Annotated in this window: 20 protein-coding genes; 6 read left to right on the forward strand and 14 right to left on the reverse strand. The window is 68.0% G+C overall.

What is annotated here, in order from left to right:
* Nucleotides 1–403: 403 nt before the first annotated feature.
* Nucleotides 404–1,057 carry an NrsF family protein gene (locus ACNR9O_RS14545; RefSeq protein ID WP_473687618.1) on the reverse strand — a complete coding sequence of 218 codons (654 nt, stop codon included), beginning with the start codon at nt 1,055–1,057 and terminating at the stop codon, nt 404–406.
* Between the two features lie 5 nt (nt 1,058–1,062).
* Nucleotides 1,063–1,722 (reverse strand): RNA polymerase sigma factor, encoded by a 660-nt coding sequence (locus ACNR9O_RS14550; protein WP_473687616.1) that lies wholly within the window; start codon nt 1,720–1,722, stop codon nt 1,063–1,065.
* 145 nt (nt 1,723–1,867) lie between these two features.
* On the opposite strand from ACNR9O_RS14550, the gene ACNR9O_RS14555 reads away from it, so the two are divergent.
* Both ACNR9O_RS14555 and msrB read left to right on the forward strand, forming a co-directional pair.
* The gene (locus ACNR9O_RS14555) at nt 1,868–3,589 is read left to right on the forward strand and encodes a cytochrome c biogenesis protein DipZ (protein WP_473687614.1); all 1,722 of its coding nucleotides are present in this window, start codon (nt 1,868–1,870) and stop codon (nt 3,587–3,589) included.
* A gap of 28 nt (nt 3,590–3,617) precedes the next feature.
* Nucleotides 3,618–4,238: a peptide-methionine (R)-S-oxide reductase MsrB gene (gene msrB, locus ACNR9O_RS14560; protein ID WP_473687612.1), complete on the forward strand. Its 621-nt coding sequence runs from the start codon at nt 3,618–3,620 to the stop codon at nt 4,236–4,238.
* Nucleotides 4,239–4,242: 4 nt separating this feature from the next.
* Here the strand turns inward: msrB and ACNR9O_RS14565 are convergent, their stop codons facing one another.
* The 10 genes from ACNR9O_RS14565 to ACNR9O_RS14610 all read right to left on the reverse strand — a co-directional run bounded on the left by ACNR9O_RS14565 (nt 4,243) and on the right by ACNR9O_RS14610 (nt 14,963).
* Nucleotides 4,243–5,256, reverse strand: coding sequence for a hypothetical protein (locus tag ACNR9O_RS14565; protein ID WP_473687610.1), 1,014 nt, complete (start codon nt 5,254–5,256; stop codon nt 4,243–4,245).
* On the reverse strand, nt 5,253–6,368 hold the full coding sequence (locus ACNR9O_RS14570) for a hypothetical protein (protein ID WP_473687608.1): 1,116 nt from the start codon (nt 6,366–6,368) through the stop codon (nt 5,253–5,255). The genes ACNR9O_RS14565 and ACNR9O_RS14570 overlap by 4 nt, the downstream gene beginning before the upstream one ends.
* Before the next feature lie 56 nt (nt 6,369–6,424).
* Nucleotides 6,425–7,060, reverse strand: a complete 636-nt coding sequence (gene nadD, locus ACNR9O_RS14575) for a nicotinate-nucleotide adenylyltransferase (RefSeq protein ID WP_473687606.1) — start codon at nt 7,058–7,060, stop codon at nt 6,425–6,427.
* The gene (holA, locus tag ACNR9O_RS14580) at nt 7,057–8,076 is read right to left on the reverse strand and encodes a DNA polymerase III subunit delta (RefSeq protein WP_473687604.1); all 1,020 of its coding nucleotides are present in this window, start codon (nt 8,074–8,076) and stop codon (nt 7,057–7,059) included. Before holA ends, nadD begins: the two co-directional genes overlap by 4 nt.
* Nucleotides 8,077–8,081: 5 nt before the next feature.
* On the reverse strand, nt 8,082–8,612 hold the full coding sequence (locus ACNR9O_RS14585; RefSeq protein ID WP_473687602.1) for an LPS-assembly lipoprotein LptE: 531 nt from the start codon (nt 8,610–8,612) through the stop codon (nt 8,082–8,084).
* A 28-nt stretch (nt 8,613–8,640) separates the two neighbouring features.
* The gene (leuS, locus tag ACNR9O_RS14590) at nt 8,641–11,280 is read right to left on the reverse strand and encodes a leucine--tRNA ligase (RefSeq protein WP_473687600.1); all 2,640 of its coding nucleotides are present in this window, start codon (nt 11,278–11,280) and stop codon (nt 8,641–8,643) included.
* A 141-nt stretch (nt 11,281–11,421) separates the two neighbouring features.
* A complete protein-coding gene (locus tag ACNR9O_RS14595) occupies nt 11,422–12,063 on the reverse strand; it encodes a PqiC family protein (RefSeq protein WP_473687598.1) in 642 nt (213 codons plus the stop codon).
* A complete protein-coding gene (locus ACNR9O_RS14600; RefSeq protein ID WP_473687596.1) occupies nt 12,060–13,727 on the reverse strand; it encodes a PqiB family protein in 1,668 nt (555 codons plus the stop codon). Before ACNR9O_RS14600 ends, ACNR9O_RS14595 begins: the two co-directional genes overlap by 4 nt.
* Nucleotides 13,720–14,346 (reverse strand): paraquat-inducible protein A, encoded by a 627-nt coding sequence (locus ACNR9O_RS14605; protein WP_473687594.1) that lies wholly within the window; start codon nt 14,344–14,346, stop codon nt 13,720–13,722. Before ACNR9O_RS14605 ends, ACNR9O_RS14600 begins: the two co-directional genes overlap by 8 nt.
* Nucleotides 14,343–14,963: a paraquat-inducible protein A gene (locus ACNR9O_RS14610; protein ID WP_473687592.1), complete on the reverse strand. Its 621-nt coding sequence runs from the start codon at nt 14,961–14,963 to the stop codon at nt 14,343–14,345. The genes ACNR9O_RS14605 and ACNR9O_RS14610 overlap by 4 nt, the downstream gene beginning before the upstream one ends.
* Before the next feature lie 176 nt (nt 14,964–15,139).
* Here ACNR9O_RS14610 and trxA point away from each other — a divergent pair, with 176 nt between their 5' ends.
* Together trxA and ACNR9O_RS14620 are read left to right on the forward strand one after the other, a co-directional pair.
* Complete coding sequence (trxA, locus tag ACNR9O_RS14615) at nt 15,140–16,003, forward strand: thioredoxin (RefSeq protein WP_473687590.1); 864 nt, start codon at nt 15,140–15,142, stop codon at nt 16,001–16,003.
* A 134-nt stretch (nt 16,004–16,137) separates the two neighbouring features.
* Nucleotides 16,138–16,599 (forward strand): DUF4442 domain-containing protein, encoded by a 462-nt coding sequence (locus ACNR9O_RS14620; RefSeq protein ID WP_473687588.1) that lies wholly within the window; start codon nt 16,138–16,140, stop codon nt 16,597–16,599.
* A 10-nt stretch (nt 16,600–16,609) separates the two neighbouring features.
* On the opposite strand, the gene ACNR9O_RS14625 is transcribed toward ACNR9O_RS14620, so the two are convergent.
* A complete protein-coding gene (locus ACNR9O_RS14625; protein WP_473687586.1) occupies nt 16,610–17,272 on the reverse strand; it encodes a hypothetical protein in 663 nt (220 codons plus the stop codon).
* Between the two features lies 1 nt (nt 17,273).
* Nucleotides 17,274–17,786: an RNA polymerase sigma factor gene (locus ACNR9O_RS14630; protein WP_473687585.1), complete on the reverse strand. Its 513-nt coding sequence runs from the start codon at nt 17,784–17,786 to the stop codon at nt 17,274–17,276.
* A 157-nt stretch (nt 17,787–17,943) separates the two neighbouring features.
* Here ACNR9O_RS14630 and ACNR9O_RS14635 point away from each other — a divergent pair, with 157 nt between their 5' ends.
* Nucleotides 17,944–18,615, forward strand: coding sequence for a DUF502 domain-containing protein (locus tag ACNR9O_RS14635; protein ID WP_473687583.1), 672 nt, complete (start codon nt 17,944–17,946; stop codon nt 18,613–18,615).
* Nucleotides 18,612–20,396: a M14 family metallopeptidase gene (locus ACNR9O_RS14640; protein WP_473687581.1), complete on the forward strand. Its 1,785-nt coding sequence runs from the start codon at nt 18,612–18,614 to the stop codon at nt 20,394–20,396. Before ACNR9O_RS14635 ends, ACNR9O_RS14640 begins: the two co-directional genes overlap by 4 nt.
* The last annotated feature ends 112 nt before the right edge of the window (nt 20,397–20,508 follow it).

The raw sequence follows: 20,508 nt of genomic DNA on the forward strand, positions 1-20,508 counted from the left end.
ACATGGCCGACTGCGGGTACGCTGCGTCAAGCGGAATGCGCAACGGCCCCGCTGGCTGACGCCGCGGCGGCGCCCCCTCCGCGCCACCGACGGCAAGCAGCCTAGCCCCGCGTTCATGCCGTACCGCCCAGGGCGGAATATCGCCGTTCAGCGTCAATACCGTCTCGCGCGGGTTTCGCCGAGGGCGTGCTGCAATGCCCACGTGCGACGATCCGGCAGGGATGGCGCCGCCACACCCTTCATGGGCAAGGAAAGCACACAGCGGTGGGCGCTCCAGCCCGGGCGGAGGTCGCTTATGCCGATGCGGTCTGCCGCGGACGAACGCCGAAGCGCTGCAACGCACCAGAAAAACGAAAGTTCATGCGCCTTGCGCGAGACTGACGCCGCAACCGACGAAAACGTTTCAGCGCGGCTGCAGCAGCCGCCCGCTCATCGCCGTATTCACGCCGATCACCAGCATCACCGCCAGCGCATGCATCACCAGGTCGGTGAAGGCGGCGTCGAACTCATGGCAGATCTCCAGCAGGCTCGCCGACGCAGCCGCGCTGGCCAGGCCGACCAGCACGGCGGTGAGCACCGGCCGCAGCGGGCAGGCACGCCGCAGCAGCCAGATCATCAGCGCCGACAGCGGTACCGAGAAGCTGACGATGAAGAACAGGCAATGCCCAGCCTGATGCGGGCCCGCCACCAGCGTGTCGGGGGCGATCCAGCCGCGCAGGCAGCCCAGGCCGCTGGCGCCTATCCACAGCAGCGCCGCCGGCAGCGGCAGCCATGCCCAGCGCACGCTGCGCCCCGGTACGCCCAGCGAGAACGCGGCCCAGGCGGCGGTCACCGCGGTCAGCGCCGCCCCGATGCCGGCCCAGGCCAGGTCCGGCGTGCCGGCCCAGCGCCGCAGCATGCCGTGAACGCCGTAATGCGCCAGCAGGATCGCTGCGATCGCCGCGACCACCAGCAGCCAGCCTGCGGTGCGCCGCCACGGCGGCGGCAACCGGCGCACCGGCGCCAGCTCGGCGCCGAGCGCATCGATCAGGGCCTGATGATTGCGCGGGTCGGACATGGTGCTCAGGGATCTCCGTGGATGCGTTGGCGCAGCGCTTTCAGCGCTCGATGCAGGTTGACCTTCAGCGCGCCCGTATTGCGACCGGTGTGCTCGGCGGCCTCGGCCAGCGAACGCTCGCGCAGGGCCAGCTGCTCCACCGCCTCGCGCTGTCCCGGCGGCAGCGTGGCGATCGCTTCGCGCAGCCGGCGGGCTTCCTGCTCGCGCTCGGCGCCGCGGGCCGCGTCGGCGTGCTGGTCGGGCTGGCTGTCGAGCACCAGCTCGTCGTGCAGCTCGCGGCGGTCGCGCCGGCCATGGCTGCGCAGCGCATCGATCGCGCGGCGCGTGGCGATCGCGGTAAGCCAGGCATCGTACGAACGCGAGGGATCGTAGGTGTGGCGGACGCGATGCACGGTCAGCAGCGTTTCCTGCACCACGTCGTCGATCGCGTCCACCGCCACGCCCTGGCGCCGCGCCGCGGCGCGGATAACCGGCAGCGATTCGGCCAGCACGCGCTCGTAGGCACGGCGATCGCCCGCCTGTGCGGCCGCCATCCACGCGGCGCGGCGCTGGTCGGCTTCTTCCTGGGCGCTGGCGGGTTCGGCGGACAAGGTTCGGGACGCGGCCTGGAAACACAAACCGTCATCTAGAACCATGCGGCCGCCCGCGGTCAAGCTCGCTGCCATGGATGTCTCGTCGTCCGGGTCAGATCTTCTTCGCCGCGACACGCCTGGCCGTTACCTGCCGGTGACACGCACACCGGGCACCGGTGCTGGTAACCCGTCGCCCGGCGGCGTCGAATAACAGTCAAACCGCGACGGATCGACTTTCATGCTCGTGCTCATCCTGGCCTACCTCGGCGGCGTGCTGACCATCCTCAGCCCGTGCATCCTGCCGGTGCTGCCCTTCGTGTTCGCCCGTGCGGACCGGCCGTTCCTGCGCAACGGCCTGCCGATGCTGCTGGGCATGGCAGTGACCTTCGCGCTGGTCGCCACGCTCGCGGCGCTGGGCGGCGGCTGGGCGGTGCGGGCCAATCAGTACGGCCGCTGGATCGCCCTGGCCGTGCTGGCGGTGCTCGGCCTTACCCTGCTCTCGCCGCGCGTGGCCGAATGGGTCGCCCGCCCGTTCGTGGCGCTGGGCAACCGATTGACGCAACGCGCTGAGGCGGACGAGGGCTCGGTGTTCTCCGCCGCCGGCCTGGGTATCGCCACCGGCCTCCTCTGGGCACCCTGCGCCGGCCCCATCCTCGGCCTGCTGCTGACCGGCGCGGCACTCAATGGCGCCAGCGTGCAGACCACGCTGCTTCTGCTCACCTATGCCGCAGGCGCCGCGACCTCGCTCGGCCTGGCCTTGCTGGTCGGCGGCAAGGTATTCGCCCTGATGAAGCGCTCGCTCGGCGCCGGCGAATGGCTGCGCCGCGCGCTGGGCGTGCTGGTCCTGGCCGGCGTCGCGGCCATCGCCCTGGGTCTGGACACCGGCGTGCTCACGCGCGTGTCGCTCGCCAGCACCGGTGGCCTGGAGCAGCGCCTCGTCGACCAGGTGATGCCGGCGCCCGCGCCGCAGCCGGAGCGCAAGCCCGGCGAAGCACTCCCGGTCGAAGGGCAGCTGCCCTCGCTGGCCGGCGCCACGGCGTGGCTCAACACCGCGCCCCTCACCGCGCCAGCGCTGCGCGGCAAGGTGGTGCTGGTGGATTTCTGGACGTACTCCTGCATCAACTGCATCCGCGCCCTGCCCTACGTGCGCGCCTGGGCCGACAAGTACAAGGAGCACGGCCTGGTGGTGCTGGGCGTACATGCACCGGAGTTCGCCTTCGAGAAGGACCCGGGCAACGTGCAGCGTGCGGTGAAGGATCTGGGCGTGAGCTATCCGGTCGCGCTCGATAACGACTATGCGATCTGGCAGGGCTTCAACAATCGCTACTGGCCCGCGCACTACTTCGTCGATACGCAAGGTCGCATCCGCCACCACCACTTCGGCGAAGGCGGTTATGAACAAAGCGAGGACGTGATCCGCCAGCTGCTGACCGAAGCGGGCCAGAAGAACCTGCCCGGCGGCTACGTGCGCCCCGACGCCAAGGGCGCCGAAGCCGCCGATTCGCAGGCCACTGACCGTTCGCCCGAAACTTACGTCGGCTATGCGCGCGCCGCGCACTTCGCCGGCGGAGAGATGGCCCGCAACGATCGCCAGCGCTATCGCGCCCCTGCCGCACTGGCCGCCAACCAGTGGTCGCTGGACGGCGATTGGACGGTGCGCGCCGAAGACGCGCAGCTCGACACCACCGGCGGTCGCATCGTGTACCGCTTCCGCGGCCGCGATCTTCATCTGGTGCTTGGGCCCGGCGCGGATGGCAAGCCGGTGCGGTTCCGCGTGCGCATCGATGGCAAGGCGCCCGGCGCCGACCACGGCATGGATATCGATGCCGACGGCAACGGCACGGTCACCACGCAGCGCCTGTACCAGCTCGTGCGGCAGGCGCAGGGCACGGGCGAACGGCAATTCGAGATCGAATTCCTCGATCCGGGCGTACGCGCCTACGCCTTCACGTTCGGCTGATCCATCCGCTTATCGAAGAGGCTTCCCCATGAGCACTCGCAGCATCCGCACGCTACAGAACGAACAACGCCGGACCTTCCTGCGCATCGCCGCGCTCGGCGCGGGCGCCGCGGCGGCCGGCGTGCTGTGGTGGCCGCGCCGCGGCCCCGGTTTAGCCACCGCAGTCGCGGCTGCCGCGACACCCGCGGCAAAGGACCTTTTGCTGGAATGCTTCGCCGATGCCGACGGCCGCCACCTCGGCCCCTGCCACGTGCAGAAGCTGGTGCTGACCGATACGCAATGGCGCCAGCGCCTGTCCGCCGAGGCCTTCGAGGTGATGCGCCGCGAAGGCACCGAGCGCCCCTTCAGCGGCCAGTACTGGAACCTGCATGCGAAAGGCCTGTTCCGCTGCCCGGGTTGCGATACCGCGCTGTTCGACGCCTCCACCAAGTTCGACTCCGGCACCGGCTGGCCCAGCTTCTGGGAGCCCATCGCCAAAGCCAACGTCATCGAGAGCAACGACTACAGCCTGGGCATGGTCCGCACCAAGGTGAGCTGCGCTGGCTGCGACAGCCACCTGGGCCATGTGTTCACCGACGGACCGAAGCCGACCGGCCTGCGCTATTGCATGAACTCGGTGGCGCTGCGCTTCGTGCCGCGCGGCGCGTGAACGCTCATAGCGTTTCGATGCGCAGGATGCGCCCGCCGCGCGGACTGCGGTCCACATAGTCCATGCGCACCACGCTGCCGCAGGTGATGGTGTCGTCGTCCGGCGATTTCAGACCGGTGGGATAGAGGCGATCACCGATGCGGTACCAGCGCTGCAGTTCCGAATAACGTCCCACCGCGACCGGACTGTCGAGCACTTCGGCGACGACGCCGGTCACGCTCAACGTCCTGGGACGAATCGCCGCCCAGCGCTTCATCTTCCGCCTCATCCATACGACGCCGCTGGTGCCTATGATCAATCCCGGCAGCGCACCGATCGGGCCGAAGGCGATCAGCAGCATGAACAGTACGAACACCAGCATGCCGCCCAATCCGGCCATCGCGATGCCGGTGAAGTCCCATGTGGCTACCGCCTGACATTCTTCTTCCGTGGACGCGCGCGCTGCCACGATCGGTGGATAGCCCGGGTATTCCACCTTGAGCAGCAGCGATGCCGGCGCGTCCGCCAGATCGAACCGTTCCAGCAGCACTGGCTGATGGATTAACCCGTCGAGGCGACGTGCCGATGTGATGCACTGAAGATTGCCGCTGTTGGCATGGCGGATCGGGATCCATACCGGCAGGACGGTGCCGCCGAGGTCATAGCGCAGGACGCCATCTTCGCTGGAAATCCCAGCCAGCTCTCCGCGGCTGACCGTCTTCGTGAAGCGCTGCGGTTGCCGCAGTACCGAGCCAATGGCGAGAAACAGGCGGATGTTGCGCATGCACCAGTACACGGCGAAACCCGCTACGACGGCCAGCAGGCAGCAGAACATCAGCACCACGGAAGTTCGGCTGTCGCTGCCGCCGAGATCGAACAGCACCCAGCAGAACACGACCAGCGCCAAGACGAACGTCGCGCTGATCAAACCGATGAAAACGATCGCGCCGGACAGACTCGCGCGCAGCGTGCGCAACAAGGCCAGGTCGTCACCCGCGAGCGGTTGTTCGCTCGATGCACACTGCATGGCTTGCGTCATGGCTGGCTTCCTTGTCCGGGCATGACGGCATGTCCCGTCGCGGCGGTGCGCGATGGCGCTGCTGCTCCCGCCAAGGGTTCGATGCGCACGATCCAGCCGCCGAGCGGACTCCTGTCCACATAATCCACGCGCACCAGGGTGCCGCAGACGAAGAGATGGTCCTTGGGCGGCTCCTGCCGGGTGGCGTAAAGGCGATCGCCGATGCGGTACCAGCGCTGGGTGCGCGAATACCGGCCGATGGAGACGGTCTTGTCGAGCACCTCCGCGATCACGCCGGTCACGACCAGCGTACGCGGCTGGATCGCCAGCCAGCGCTTCGTCTGCCGCCACATGAGCACCACGATCGCACCGATCGGGAGTGCCGACACCAGCAGCCCGCCGGTGAGCCGCGAATACATCCAGGCATCGATATAGGCGAACAGGCCCGTGCCAGCGGCCAGCAAAACCACGCTCGCGATCGCCGCCATGAACCAGGCATAGGCGATGTGGTCCCACCAGGCCACCGCGCGACGTTCGGCTGCCGTAGGTGCGCGTTCCACGATCGCCGGCGGATCGTCGGGATAGTCGACGCCGAGCAGCAACAGCTTCGGTGCGCCTTCGATGCGCAGCCATTCCAGCACCACCTGCCGATGCAGCAGGCCATCCAGGCGCGGCACCGACTTCTCGAACTCGAGCTTGTCCGCGTCGGCCAGCGGTACCGGCAACCAGACGTCGAACGCTTCGCCGCTCACCTCATAGCTGATGCGCCCATCCTCGCGCGACACCGCAGTCAATTCGCCCCGGCTCGCCTTCTTCGCGGTTCGACGCGGCTCCCGCACAATGGCGCTGACGCGGCGAAACAGCCGGACATGGCGCATGCCGTCGTACAGTGCGGCACCGACGATCGCGGCGAGTACGAGGGCCACCGCCAGGCCGGCAGGAAACTCAGCCCCGATGCCTCCCGCGAGCAGCATCCAGCCGCTGAATGCCAGCGCGTACGCGACGACGACGCCACCAAGCGCCGCAATGCACACGCCGCGAAACAGCGATGCCCGCAACGCGCGCAGCACGGCCAGGTCGCGCGCTTCCAGCGGTCGTTCGATGGTCGTGGTGCGGTGGGTGGGTGGTGTCACGATTCGCTTCCTTGCCGAAAACATCCACGCTTCAGATGCAGCGGTGCCGGTGCTCGCTAGCGATGCCGGTAAGGCGCCAGCAGCGCCGGATCCTCGAACAAACCGCATGGCAACAGATAGCGCGGGTCGCGCCCCGCCGCCAGCAGTTCGCGGATGCGCGTGGCGGAAATCTCCAGCGGCGTCACCGTCAGTTCGATGACCTTGCCCGCGGGCCGCGCGCGCAGCTCGGCGACATCGTCGGTGCGGCGACCGCCGATTTCCGCCCATAGCGCATGCGGCAACTCTGGCTCGGCACCCGGCCGGCTGAGCACCCCCAGATGTGCCACGTCGAACAGCTCGCGCCAGCGATGCCAGCCCGGCAGGCCGGCGAACGCGTCCGCGCCGAGCAGCAGCACCAGCGGACGATCGCCCAGTTCGGCGCGCAGCTCGCTCAAGGTGTCGTAGGTATAAGACGGACCGGCGCGGCGCAGCTCGCGCGTGTCCACGGCGAGGCGGTCCTGTTTCTGCAGCGCGGCGTGCAGCATGGCCACGCGCTGCTCCGGATTCGCCAGCGGCGCGGGACGGTGCGGCGGCACGCTGGCCGGCATCAGGCGCACCTCGGCGTCGAGCAGCTCCGCCGCTTCCCAGGCCACGCTCAGGTGCCCAAGGTGCACCGGGTCGAAGGTACCGCCGAACAGCGCGAGCGGTTTCATGCGAGCGCGCCGGCGGCCCTGGGCTCGGCGATGGCGGCAATCAGTCGCTCCGCTTCCAGCCACGGATCGCCTGCCTCGCGCCCTTTGGCCATGCGGTCGATGCGCGCGGCGCGCGCCAGGCACTGCAGCCAGTGTTCGCGCGGTGCACGGCGCAGCGCCTTGCGGAACAGCTGCTCGCGTGCAGGCCACAGGCGCTCGGCGCGGGCCTGCGCGGCGAAGTCGCGCGCATTGGCCAGGCGCAGCGCCAGCTGCAACTGATTCACCAGCCAGCCCATCAACGCGATCAGCTCGTCGCCTTCGGCGCGCAGCCCCGCAAGGATGTGCAAGGCGCGCCCGCCGTCGCCGGCGAAAGCCGCGTCGGTGAGCTTGAAAGCGTCGTAGCGCGCGCTGTCGGCAACCAGATCTTCCATCTCGGTCGCGTCGATGCGCCCGCTGCCGCTTTCGCCCCGCAGCACGGCGAGCTTGTCGATCTCCTGCGCGGCGGCCAACAGATTGCCTTCGACGCGCTCGGCCAGCAGCGCCGCCGCATCCGGCGTGGCACTGAGGCCGCGCGACGCCAGACGCGCGCCGACCCAGGCCGCCCACTCGTGCGGCTTGGGCGCGTTGAACACCACCAGCGCGCCGGCGGCGTCAAGGTTCTTGGTCCACGCGCCTTCGTGCTTATTGCTCCATTCGGTGGCGGTGATCAGCAGCGTGACGTCAGGCGGCGGGTTGGCGCAGAACTCGTTGATGGCCTTGGCGCCCTCGGTGCCCGGACGCCCGGTGGGCAGACGCAGGTCGAGCAGGCGGCGCGTGGCGAACAGCGACATGCCGGCGGCCGAACGCGCCAGATCGTCCCAGTCGAAATGGTTGCCGACATCCAGCACCTCGCGCTCGGTGTAGCCGAGACGGCGCGCCTGCGCACGCAGCGCGTCGGCCGCCTCGAGCACCAGCAGTTCCTCGCCGGCCAGCAGATACACCGGCAGCAGCCGGTCGCCAGCCAGCGCCTTCTGCCACTGCGCGGGATTGAGTGGCATGGCGCTCAGTGCGACGAGGAGGAAGCCGCGGCTGGCGCCACGCCGCCGCCGTGCTTCTGCAGCGCCTGCAGGCGGAACAGGATGGCCTGCACCATGTCGTCGTTGAGGCTGCGCTGGATCTCTTCCACCTGGGCCGTGGTGCCGATGGTGTTGGTGGCGTCGTAGCTGAATTCGCGCGACATGCTGATGCTCTGCGCCGGCAGCAGCACCTGACCGGCGCCGTCGTCGAGCTGGAACTGCACCTGGTAGCGCACCGCGTACTCGGTCACGCGCGCATAGCCGCTGACCGTCAGCGTCTCGGTGCTGAAGTTGGCCTGCGGCACGCGCAGCTCGGCAACCCCCGGGCCGGGCTTCTCTTCGACCGTCGCGCCGGAGGCTTCCAGAGCGCGCGCCAGATCGCGCTGCAGATCGACGCCGCCATTCACCGCCAGGTGCACGCGCTGCATCGCCGCGGGCAACGCGGCGCTCTGGCGGAGATGGAAACCGCACGCCGTCAGCGCGAGGGCGGACACCAGCATCAGCGTTGCTTTGAACATGCGGCTCACGGATCTCATGGGGACGCTCTCATCCTGCGACGATGTTGACGATCTTGCCGGGCACCACGATCACCTTGCGCACGCTCTGGCCTTCCAGGAAGGCAATCACGTTCGGGTGGGCCAGGGCCAGCTTCTCGGCCTCTTCCTTCGAAGCGCCGGCGGCGACCTCGATGGTACCGCGCAACTTGCCATTGACCTGAACCGCCAGGGTCAGCGAGTCGCGCACCAGCGCCGCTTCGTCGACCTTCGGCCAGGCCTGGTCTTCGAGCACCGCCTCCGCATGGCCCAGCACCTGCCACAGGGCGTGGCTGACATGCGGCACCACCGGATTGAGCAGCAGCACCATTGCCTCCAGCGCCTCGTGGCGCACGGCGCGGCCCTGCTCGCTCGGGTCGTCGAACTTGCCCAGCGCGTTGAGCAGCTCCATCAGCGATGCGATGGCGGTGTTGAAGGCGTGGCGGCGGCCGAAGTCATCGCTCACCTTCTGGATGGTCTCGTGCAGCTGGCGGCGCAGGGCCTTCTGAGCAGGGTTGAGAGCGACCGCATCGACCACCGGGTGGTCCGGACCGGCCGCGTGCGCGGTCACCTCGCGCCAGAAGCGGCGCAGGAAGCGCGCCATGCCTTCCACGCCCGCCTCGCTCCATTCCAGCGACTGCTCCGGCGGCGCGGCGAACATGGAGAACAGGCGCACCGTGTCAGCGCCGAACTTCTCCACCATCGCCTGCGGATCAATGCCGTTGTTCTTGGACTTGGACATCTTCTCGGTGCCACCGATCTGCACCGGCTGTCCGTCGCTCCTGAGCACCGCGCCGACCACGCGCGCCTTCTCGTCGCGCTGGATTTCCACGTCGGCCGGATTGATCCAATCCTTCGAGCCGTCGGCGTTGTCGCGATAGAACGTCTCGGCGATCACCATGCCCTGGCACAGCAGATTGGTGGCCGGTTCGTCCGAATGCACCAGGCCCGCGTCGCGCAGCAGCTTGTGATAGAAGCGGAAATACAGCAGGTGCAGGATGGCGTGTTCGATGCCGCCGATGTACTGGTCCACCGGCAACCAGTAGTTGGCGCGCCCGTCGACCTGCTCATGGGCGCCCGGGCTGGTGTAGCGCGCGTAGTACCAGCTCGACTCCATGAAGGTGTCGAAGGTGTCGGTCTCGCGCTCGGCCGGGCCGCCGCACTGCGGGCAGGTGGTCTTGCGCCATGCCGGATCGGCCTTGATCGGCGACTGCACGCCGGAGAAGGCGACGTCCTCGGGCAGCACCACGGGCAGCTGGTCTTCCGGCACCGGCACGGCGTCGCACGCGGGGCAGTAGATCACCGGGATCGGGCAGCCCCAGTAGCGCTGGCGGCTCACGCCCCAGTCGCGCAGGCGCCAGTTCACGCGGCGGTGGCCCTTGCCCTCGGCTTCCAGCGTGGTGGCGAGGTAGTCGAAGGCTTCGCGGTAGTTCTTGCCGTCCAGCGCGCCGGAATGAATCACGCGCATGTCGGCGCGGGTCTTGTCCGAGTACCACTCCTGCCACTTGGCCGGATCGTAGTTTTCGTCGCCGGCGGCGATCACCTGCTTGATCGGCAGGTCGTACTTGTGGGCGAACTCGAAGTCGCGCTCGTCATGCCCGGGCACCGCCATCACCGCGCCGGTGCCGTAGCCCATGAGCACGAAGTTGGCGACCCACACCGGCACCTTGGCGCCGGTGACCGGATGGATGGCGAACAGGCCGGTGGCCATGCCGCGCTTTTCCTGCGTCTCCAGCTCGGCCTCGGACACGCCGCCGTGGCGCAATTCATCCAGGAAGGAAGCCAGCGCCGGGTTGCCCTGCGCCGCCTTCAGCGCCAGCGGATGCTCGCCAGCGATGGACACGAAAGTCACGCCCATCAGCGTGTCGGGGCGCGTGGTGAACACCGTCAGCGGCTCGGCTTCGCCTTCGACGGCGAAATGGATCTCCAGACCCTCGGAGCGGCCGATCCAGTTGCGCTGCATGGTCTTCACCGCGTCCGGCCAGCCCGGCAGCGTGTCCAGGCCGTCGAGCAGTTCCTGCGCGTAGTCGGTGATCTTGAGGAACCACTGCGGGATCTCGCGCTTCTCGACCAGGGCACCGGAGCGCCAGCCGCGGCCATCCACCACCTGCTCGTTGGCCAGCACGGTCTGGTCGACCGGATCCCAGTTCACCACCGCGTTCTTGCGGTAGGCCATGCCCTTCTTCATCAGCCGGGTGAACATCAGCTGTTCCCAGCGGTAGTACTCCGGGCGGCAGGTGGCGAATTCGCGCGTCCAGTCGTAGGCGAAGCCCATGCGCTGCAGCTGGCCGCGCATGTGCTCGATGTTCTGGTAGGTCCACTTGGCCGGCGCGGTCTTGTTCTTGATCGCGGCGTTCTCGGCCGGCAGGCCGAACGCATCCCAGCCCATCGGCTGCAGCACGTTCTTGCCGTTCATGCGCTGAAAACGGCTGATCACATCGCCGATGGTGTAGTTGCGCACGTGGCCCATGTGCAGGGCACCGGACGGGTACGGCAGCATGGAGAGGCAGTAGAACTTGGGCCGCGAGGCATCCTCTTTCACCTCGTAGGCGCGCTGCTCGCGCCAGTACTGCTGCGCCGAGGCTTCCGCCGCCTGCGGCTGGTAGGCCTCGTTGCCCTGTTCGTTCGTGCCCTGGTCTTGGATGTCCTGCATGTGCTTCCGGCGCCTGACTCGTTGCTGGCAGCCGGACCGGCGTCCGCCGGCGGCTGCGGGTGAACGCGGCAGACTAGCAGATGAGGGCCGGTTCTTGGGCCTTTCGCGGGGACCGGAAGCGCCCCTGCGACGGTACCGGGCTCAGCCCGCCGGGCACGCCCCGGGCTGGCCGGCGCCCACCGCCTGTGCGCCCGTGGCGATCTTCGCGGCCAGCTCGCTCAGCGCCCGCTGATGGCCTTGCACCAGCGCCGCGTAGCCTTCACCGACGCTCTCCCGCACCTGGCTGGTGCACGAGAGGACCGCGCCGCCTTGCAGCGCGCGCACGCTCCATGCGGCATCGATCCATGCATAGCTGCCCGGCATCGAATCGAAGCGACGCAGATCCACCTTGATGCGCAGCACCGGCCGGCCCGACGCGGCCAGGCCGGTGATGTCCTGGGTATGCAGCTCGCGCGCCAGATCGGCCGACAGCGCGCCGCGCACCTCATCGGCCAGCGGCGCGATCCAGCGCTCCCCGTTCAGTACCGCCACGCCCTGCCCGCCCTGGCGCACCACCAGCTGCGGCTGGTCCGCCTGGGCCGGCACGCCCACCGGCAGCAGCTCGAACTGGAACGGCGTCGCCGGCGGCACGATGGCGGCCCGGGTAGCCGTCGCCACCTCGTCGGCCGGCGACACCAGCGTGTAGTAGTGCACCGGCGCCGAGCCGCCGCAGGCGGCCAACGCGAGCGCGCCGCCCAGGACCAGCGCGCCCAGTCCGATGAAGCGGTCTCCCTTGCGGATCATGGTTTGCTCCCTTCTTGCGTGGGTGCCTGCTGGATCGGCGCCAGCGGCGCATCCGCCCGGCGCCCGCGCAGCAGCGCGTCCGGATGGCTGCCGAGATAGTCGGTGAGCACGCGCAGCGAGCGCACCGTGCGCTGCAGCTCCTGCATGGTGCCGCCCAGGTTCTGCTGCAGCGGCGAATCGGCCGACAGCGCGTTGTTGGCGTTGCCCAGAGTCTGCTGCGCGCCCTGCAGGGTCGTCTTGAATTCCGGCAGCACGTCGTTATTGACCTGCTTGAGCGTGCGGTTGAGCTCGGCGAGGGTGGCATCGGCGTTCTTGCCGATGCTGTCAAACGGGATCTTCTGGATCTTGTCGACGATCTCGGCCAACTGCTCCTGCAGCTTGTCGAAGCTGCCAGGCACGGTCGGGATCTCCAGCGGCTTCGCAGCCGTATCAAACGCCACCTTCGGTGCCTTGGGTACGAAGTCCAGCGCGACATAGAGTTGGCCAGTCAGCAGGTTGCCGGTGCGCGCCTGCGCACGCAGGCCATGCTCGACCAGACGCCCCACCATCTGCGACAGCTCCGCATCGTCGCCGTGTGCCTTGGCCAGCGCGACCAGCTTGTCGTGCGCGCGACCCAGACGCTGCGGATAGACCACCGCGCCGACCACCACCGGGAAGGTCTGCGTCTTCTCGTCGAAATCCAGGTTGACCGACACCACGCGGCCGAACGGAATGCCCAGGAACTCCACCGGCGCATCCACTTTCAACCCGCGCAGCGACTGGTCGAAGCGCATGCGGATGTATTTCGGCTCGCCATCCGGCGGCGCCATCGCCGTGGTCTGGTCGCCGAACAGGCGGAACTCGGCACCGGTCAGGGCCGGCGTTTCGTCGTGCGGCCCCATCGGCGTGCCAAAAGCCACGCCGCCGGCCAGCACGGTGGCCAGCGACTGGGTGTTCAGCTTGACGCCGTCCGCGCCGATCGAGACGTCCACGCCGCTGGCGTTCCAGAAGCGCGTTGAACGGGTGACGAACTCGTCGTTGGGCCCGTCGACGAAGATCTGCAGGCTCACGCCCTTGCCGTCCCTGTCGAGCTGGTAGGTCACCACGCGGCCGACCTGGATGCGCCGGTAGTACACCGGCGAGCCGATGTCGAGCGAGCCCAGGTCGTCGGTATGCAGCTTGAAGGTCTTGCCCGGCGCGCCGTGAGTCACCGCCGGCGGTTCCTCCAGGCCGGTAAACTCGTCGCGCGAATCCTTGGACTCGCCCACGTCGGCGCCGATGAACGCACCGGACAGCAGCGTGTCGATGCCGGACACACCGCCCAGGCCGATGCGCGGCCGCACCACCCAGAAGCGGGTGTCGGCGGTGGCGAAGCCCTCGGCGCTCTTTTCCAGCGACACCTTGGCCGTCACGTGGCTGCGGTCCTTGGCCAGCGTCACCGCGGTGACGCGGCCGATCACCACGTTCTTGTACTTCACCGGCGTCTTGCCCGGATCGAGGCCCTCGGCGCTCTGGAAGCTGATCGTGATGTTCGGCCCGGCCTGCAGCCACGCATTGATCACCAGCGACAGGCCCACCAGCGCGGCGAGCACCGGGATCAGCCACACGAAGGAGGCATTGATGCGCGGTTTGCGCACGACCGGTTCGGGCAGCGCGTCGCCGGGCGGCGTTTGTTGGTCAGTCATCGGATTCCCTGCCATCCCAGATCAGCCTGGGGTCGAAACTCATCGAGGCGAGCATGGTCAGCACCACCGTCAGGCCGAAGAACACCACGCCCGGCAGCGGTTCCACCAGGCTCAGCACACCGAACTGCACCAGCGCCGTCAGCAGCGCCACCACGAACACGTCCAGCATCGACCAGTAGCCGATCAGCTCCACCAGGCGATACAGCTTGGCGCGCTGCCGCCGGCCCCACGCGGTGCTGCGGTGAGAACTCCACAGCAGCGTCACCAGCGCCAGGAACTTGAGCATCGGCACCATGATGCTGGCGGTGAACACGATCACCGCCAGGTCCGGCGAGCCTTTCACCCACAGCTCGACCACGCCGCTGAGAATGGTGTTGTCGTCGACGTCGCCCACGCTCACCGTGCGCATGATCGGCAGCAGATTGGCGGGAATATAGAGAATGAACGCCGCGATCAGCAGCGCCCAGGTGCGGCTGTAACTGGCGTGCTTGCGCCGGTGCAGCGCCGACAGGCAGCGCGGGCAATGCGCGTCTGCCACGCCGGTGTCGCGCGACACCAGGCCGCACACGTGGCAGCCGATCAGGCCCAGCTCGGCCGCGCGCGGCAGATCGGCGCTCATGCGGCCGCCTCCGGCACCAGCTCCCACAGGCGGCGCAGATCGATGCTGGCGAACACGGTGATCAGCAAGGTCAGCGCCGCGTACGCGAAGATGCCGGGATTGAGGGTCACGTCGAAGTACACGCGGGCCTTGACGATCGCCACCAGCGCGCCGAGCACGAACACCTCGCTCATCGTCCACGGCCCCACCCGGTGCAGCATGACCATCGCCAGGCGGAAACCCGGCGCGCGCCGGCCGCGCTGTGCGAACGACAGCACCCAGCCCAGCAACAGCATCTTGCCCAGCGGGAAGAAGAACAGCGTAGCCGCGGCGAGCACCGACACGATCTGGGAATGCTCGCGCCACATCATCACGATCGCGCCCCACAGCGTGGTGCTGATCAGCTGGCCGTTGAGCCCCAGCGTGACGATCGGCCAGATGTTGGCCTGCACGAACACCAGCATCGCGGTGACCACCAGCGCGAACATCCCGCTCACGCCCAGGCGGTGGTGGCGTTCCAGCACCGCATCGCAGCGCAGGCAGCGCGCGACTTCGCCACAGCACAGCTCGCGCCGCCGATAGACGGTGTCGCAGTGCTCGCAGATCAGCAGCGGCTGCCTTTCGGCCATGCGGGTCATGTCTGGGCTCGGGGGGTCATTCGGCGGATTCTCGCAAATCCGCCCCACGCTCGCCCAGGCGTCTGATGGCCCATTCAGCGCTCGCGCGGATAGCCGCGCTTCCCTTGATATGCTCGGCGGCGCCCTGATCTGATCGGGCCTGATCGACCTTTCTTCTTTTTCCCCGGAGTCTTGCCGTGACCGCCAGCGACGCCCCCACCCATGTCTTCGACGTCGACCAGGAGAACTTCGAGGCCGAGGTGCTGCAAGCCTCGCTGACGACGCCGATCCTGATCGACTTCTGGGCGACCTGGTGCGGCCCCTGCAAGACCCTTGGCCCGCTGCTGGAAAAGCTGGCCGCCGCCTTCAATGGCGCGTTCCGCCTGGCCAAGATCGACGTCGACAAGAACCAGCAGCTGGCCGCGATGTTCGGCGTGCGCAGCATCCCCACGGTGATCCTGGTGAAAGACGGCCAGATCGCCGACGGCTTCGCCGGCGCGCTGCCGGAAGGCCAGCTGCGCGAGTTCCTGGAGCGCCACGTGCAGCCGCTGGAAGACACCGCCGAGGAAGCCGTCCTCGCGCCGGCCGAAACGCCCGAGCAGGCCATCGAACGCCTGCGTCATGCGATCGCCGCCGAGCCGGACCAGGCCGAACTCAAGCTCGATCTCGCGCTGGCCCTGATGAAGGCCGGCCAGGCCGACGCCGCGGAGAAGGAACTCACCGCCCTGCCTGCCAATCTCGCCACCGACGCGCGTGCGGTGCGCCTGCGCAGCCAGCTCGACCTGGCCCGCGCCCTGCAAGGTGCGCCTTCGCTGGGCGAGCTGCAGCAGCGCGTGCAGGCCGACGACGCCGACTGGCCGGCGCGCGATCTGCTTGGCGTGCGCCTGCTGCTGGAAGGCGACGCCGCCGCCGGCCTGGAACAGTTCCTCGCGATCCTGGCAAAGGCCCGCGATTGGAACGACGGCCAGGCCAGGAAGCGCCTGCTTGCCGCCTTCGCCACGCTCGACGACGCCGAGCTGGTGGGCAAGTACCGTCGTCGCATGGCCTCGCTGCTGTTCTGAGCGATAGCGGCGGCACCTTCGGGCATGCGCGGCCGGGGCATCTCCTGGCCATGCATGCGGGGCGCCGGAACAATCCGTACGCTGACGTATGTTTGTCGTAGACTGCGCGCTCCCGCCGACGTCCAAGACATCCGATGCGCGCCTCGACTTTCCGCCGCCTGCTCAACTTCTGGCCGCCGTTCCTTTTCAACAGCATCCGCGTGCAGCACGTGGCAGAAGACTGGTCGGAAGCGCGGGTGGTGCTGCGCCTGCGGCCGTGGAACCGCAACTATGTGCGCACCCAGTTCGGCGGCAACCTGTTCGCCATGACCGACCCGTTCTGGATGCTGCTGGTGATGCACCGGCTGGGCGGCGATTACTTCGTGTGGGACAAGGCCGGTGCTATCGACTTCGTGGCACCGGGCCGCGAGGACGTCTATGCCGACTTCAAGCTGGAGCCGGCGGTGCTCGATGAGTTGCGCGCCGCTGCCGCGAACGGCGAGAAGGTGCTGCGCTGGTTCGAGACGGACGTGAAGAGCGCCAGCGGCGAAGTGGTGGCCCGGGTGCGCAAGCAGCTTTATGTACGCCTGAAGCCGAGGGCGCGCGAAGCAGCGTGACCGGACATCGTCACGACTGCTCGAAGCGGCGAACCTCGTCCATCATCGCTTCCGCGCGCAGCACGCTGCGCCCGACGAAGTTGCGCTCCAGCCAGACGCGCTTGCCGGCATAACGCAGCACACCGTAAGTCCCCCAGGTCAGCACCAGGCTCACCACGCCCGCCAGCATCAGATACAGCGCCAGCCCGGGTGCGACCTTCAGCAAGTCACCGCCCCAGCCGTCGAACATGTGTTGAAACCACATCAGCACCAGCGGCACCCAGATGAAGCTGCCCAGCGTAGCGAACACGGGCGCCTCCACACGCACGCGCCAATGCCGCAACGTGGCCAGACGGCGTTGGATATCCAGTACCGGAGACGCGTAATCGATGCCTTGGATCAGCGAAATCACCCGCCCGGTGAACGCGACCACCAGGATCCCAAAGGCCTGCGTGACGATCCCGCACGCGACCCATCCCGCTGACCACAGATGGGTACTCCAGAACGACACTCCAGTCAGCAGTAGCACCACGCCCAGCGCCAGCTGCGCCCACTGGCCCCACAGCAACGGACGCAGGCCGCGTCGCAACTTGTCGAGGCGGCTCTCGCGGTAGAGCTGCAGATGCATTTCCTGTTGCCGTGCCATGTGGCGATCCAGCGTCTGCCAGGCGGATTTCATCTCGTCCAGTTCCATGTCAGGCCTCCTCGCTTGGCGCGACCATGCGGGCGCGCAGTGTCTGCTTGATGCGACCGATCTTGGTCGCCACGTTGGTTTCGCTGATGCCCAGCACCTCGGCGATCTCCGCATAGGTACGGTCTTCCAGGTACAGCAGGATCAGCGCGCGATTGAGCGGCTCGAGCTCTCCGATGAAGGCGTACAGCGCGATCAGGCGCTCGTCGCGATCCGGCGCCTCTTCCGCGCCGATGGTGTCCAGGTGGTGGGGTTGCAGCGGCTCCAGCGGCGCCGCGCTGCGGCGCCTCGCCTGCGAGATCGCCACGTTGAGCGCGATGCGGTAAAGCCAGGTGGAAAACTTCGCGCGGCGTTCGTCGTAGCCAGGGAACGCGCGCCAGAGCTGCACGCAGATCTCCTGCTCCAGATCGCGCCGGTCTTCCATACCCGCGGCGTACACGCTCGCCACCTTGGCGATCAGTCGCCGGTGCTCCCGCAATCGCTGCTCGAACTGCTGCTGATCCGCCTTGCCGCCCATGTCCGCCCCCGAAGCTCTCCCTCCATGATTCGCGCGGCCGCCGAAAAAATCACAGCGGGAAAACCGCGACACCGACGAAAGGGCCGAACGTCACGCCCGGCCGACGCCAGTCGCCCCCCTACAATGGCCGCTTCCCCCGCCACCCGAGGGCCCGCCCATGCGGCGACTGCGCGTCAAACGCTATCTGCTCACCGGCCTGCTTACCTTCATCCCGCTGTGGGTGACCTGGCTCATCTTCAAGTTCGCACTGGGCCTGCTCGTCAATGTCGGCGCGCCTCTGGTCAGCACCATCACCCTCGCGCTCGGGCGAGCATCCCCGCAACTGAAGACGCTGCTCGATGGCACCTGGCTGTCCTTCGCCCTGGCCATCGTGCTGACGCTCGCCCTGCTCTACGCACTGGGCTGGCTCGCAAACCGCGTGATAGGGCAACGCCTCATCGGGGCGTTCGATGCCCTGCTCGCGCGCATCCCCCTGGTGCAGACCATCTACGGCGGCACCAAGAAACTGATGGCGGTGCTGCAGCAGAAGCCGTCGGGCGTGCAGCGCGTGGTGCTGATCGACTTCCCGCGCCAGGGCATGAAAGTGGTCGGCTTCGTCACCCGCGTGATGACCGAGGAAGGCACCGGCCGCGAGATGGCCGCCGTGTACATCCCCACCACGCCCAACCCGACCGGCGGCTATCTGGAAGTGGTGCCGGTGGACGAACTCACGCCCACCGACTGGACCATGGACCAGGCCATGGCCTTCATCATCTCCGGCGGCGCCGTGGCTCCCGATACCTTGCCCGCCTCGCCCGCTTCGCTGACGCAGAACCAGGATCGCGCATGAAACACCGACTGCTCGTGGCCGCCCTGTGGGCGGCTTCCGCCTCCTTCGCACATGCCGCCGACTGGACCACGCCCGCCGAAGCCGCGCATTTCCGCACCACCCCGAGCTACGCCGATACGGTGGCTTATCTGCACAAGCTCGCCGAGGCGGCACCCGGCAAGCTCACGGTGGAAACCTTCGGCACCTCGCCGCAGGGCCGTCCGATGACGGTGGTGATCGCCAGCGGCGACGGCACGTTCACCCCGGAGGCCGCGCGCAAGTCCGGCAAGGCGGTTGTGCTGGTGCAAGCGGGCATCCATCCCGGCGAGATCGAAGGCAAGGATGCCGGCCTGATGCTGCTGCGCGATTTCGCCGTGACCGGCAAGCTGCCGCAGCTGCTCGATCACGCCGTGCTGGTCTTCATCCCGGTGTTCAGCGTCGACGGCCACGAGAACGCCAGCCCCTACCATCGCATCAATCAGAACGGCCCGGACAGCATGGGCTTTCGCGGCCAGTCGCAGTACCTCAACCTCAACCGCGACTACGTCAAGGCGGACGCGCCGGAGATGCTGGCCTGGCTCAAGCTGTGGCAGCGCTGGCAGCCAGACCTGCTGATGGACATTCATACCACCGACGGCGCCGACTACCAGTACGACCTGACCTGGTACCTGGAAGACCCGCACAAGCTCGACCCGGGCGTGAGCGCGTGGCAGCAGAAACTGCTCAACGACCGCGTGATACCCGCTTATGAAAAGCGTGGCCATCTCGCATCGATCTACCTGGAATTCAAGGACGGCCGCGATCCGCGCAAGGGTATCGTCAACTTCGGCTCCGGCCCGCGCTTCTCCACCGGCTACGCGGCCTTGCAGAACCGTCCGGCACTGCTCGTGGAGACGCACATGCTCAAGAGCTACGAGAACCGCGTGCGCGGCACCTACGATCTCGTTGCGCTGATGCTCGAGCAGACCGGCGCGGACGCGGCTCATCTCATCGCGATCAACCGCAAGGCGGATGATGCAACAGCTGCGCGTGCGCGCGATCCGAAGGCGCAGGTCGCGCTGACCTTCAAGGACGATCCGACCTCCACCCCATTCCAGCTCAAGGGCTACGACTTCAGCCTCACCCACAGCGACGTCTCCAACAGCGAGTGGATTCAGTACGACCCGTCGAAGCCGAAAATCTACGACATCCCGAACTGGAACGGCCTGCTGCCCGACCTCACCGTCACGCCGCCGGCCGCCTACGCCATCCCTGCGCAGTGGACGCAACTGATCGCCAGGCTCGACGCCCACGGCATCGCCTACCGCCGCCTTGCCCATCCGGCGAAGCTCAAGGCGCAGGCGTACCAGCTCGACAAGCCGCAATGGGCGACCAAGCCGTTCGAAGGGCATCTGATGCTGCGCGACTTCAGCCAGGCCAGTACCGAGCGCGAGATCGACCTGCCGGCCGGCTCGGTGATCGTGCCGATGGACCAGCGCGCGGCCAACGTGGCCATCGAGCTGTTCGAGCCGCAGGCACCGGACTCACTGCTGCGCTGGGGCTATCTCGACGCCATCTTCGAACCGAAGGAATACGGCGAACCGCGCGTGCTGGAAAAACTGGCGCGCGACATGCTGGCCAAAAACCCAGCGCTGAAGACCGCCTTCGAGCGCCGGATCCATGACGATGCGGCTTTCGCCGCCAGCCCCTCGCAGCGGCTGATGTTCTTCTTCGAGCATTCGCCCTGGTATGCGGCACAGGACGTCGGCGCCTACCCCGTATACCGGCTCGACGCGGCCGCCCTCAACGGGCTGGCTCCCTGAGGGCCTGCGACGGCGCCGCAAGATCCCGTGCCCCCTGACCTTTGACACTGTGCCCGACCGTGACCTTTGGCCTAGCGTCAAGGGTCATGACCGTGAAACGGGACACACCCGG

It is taken from the genome of Dyella sp. CR10, from assembly GCF_055814425.1.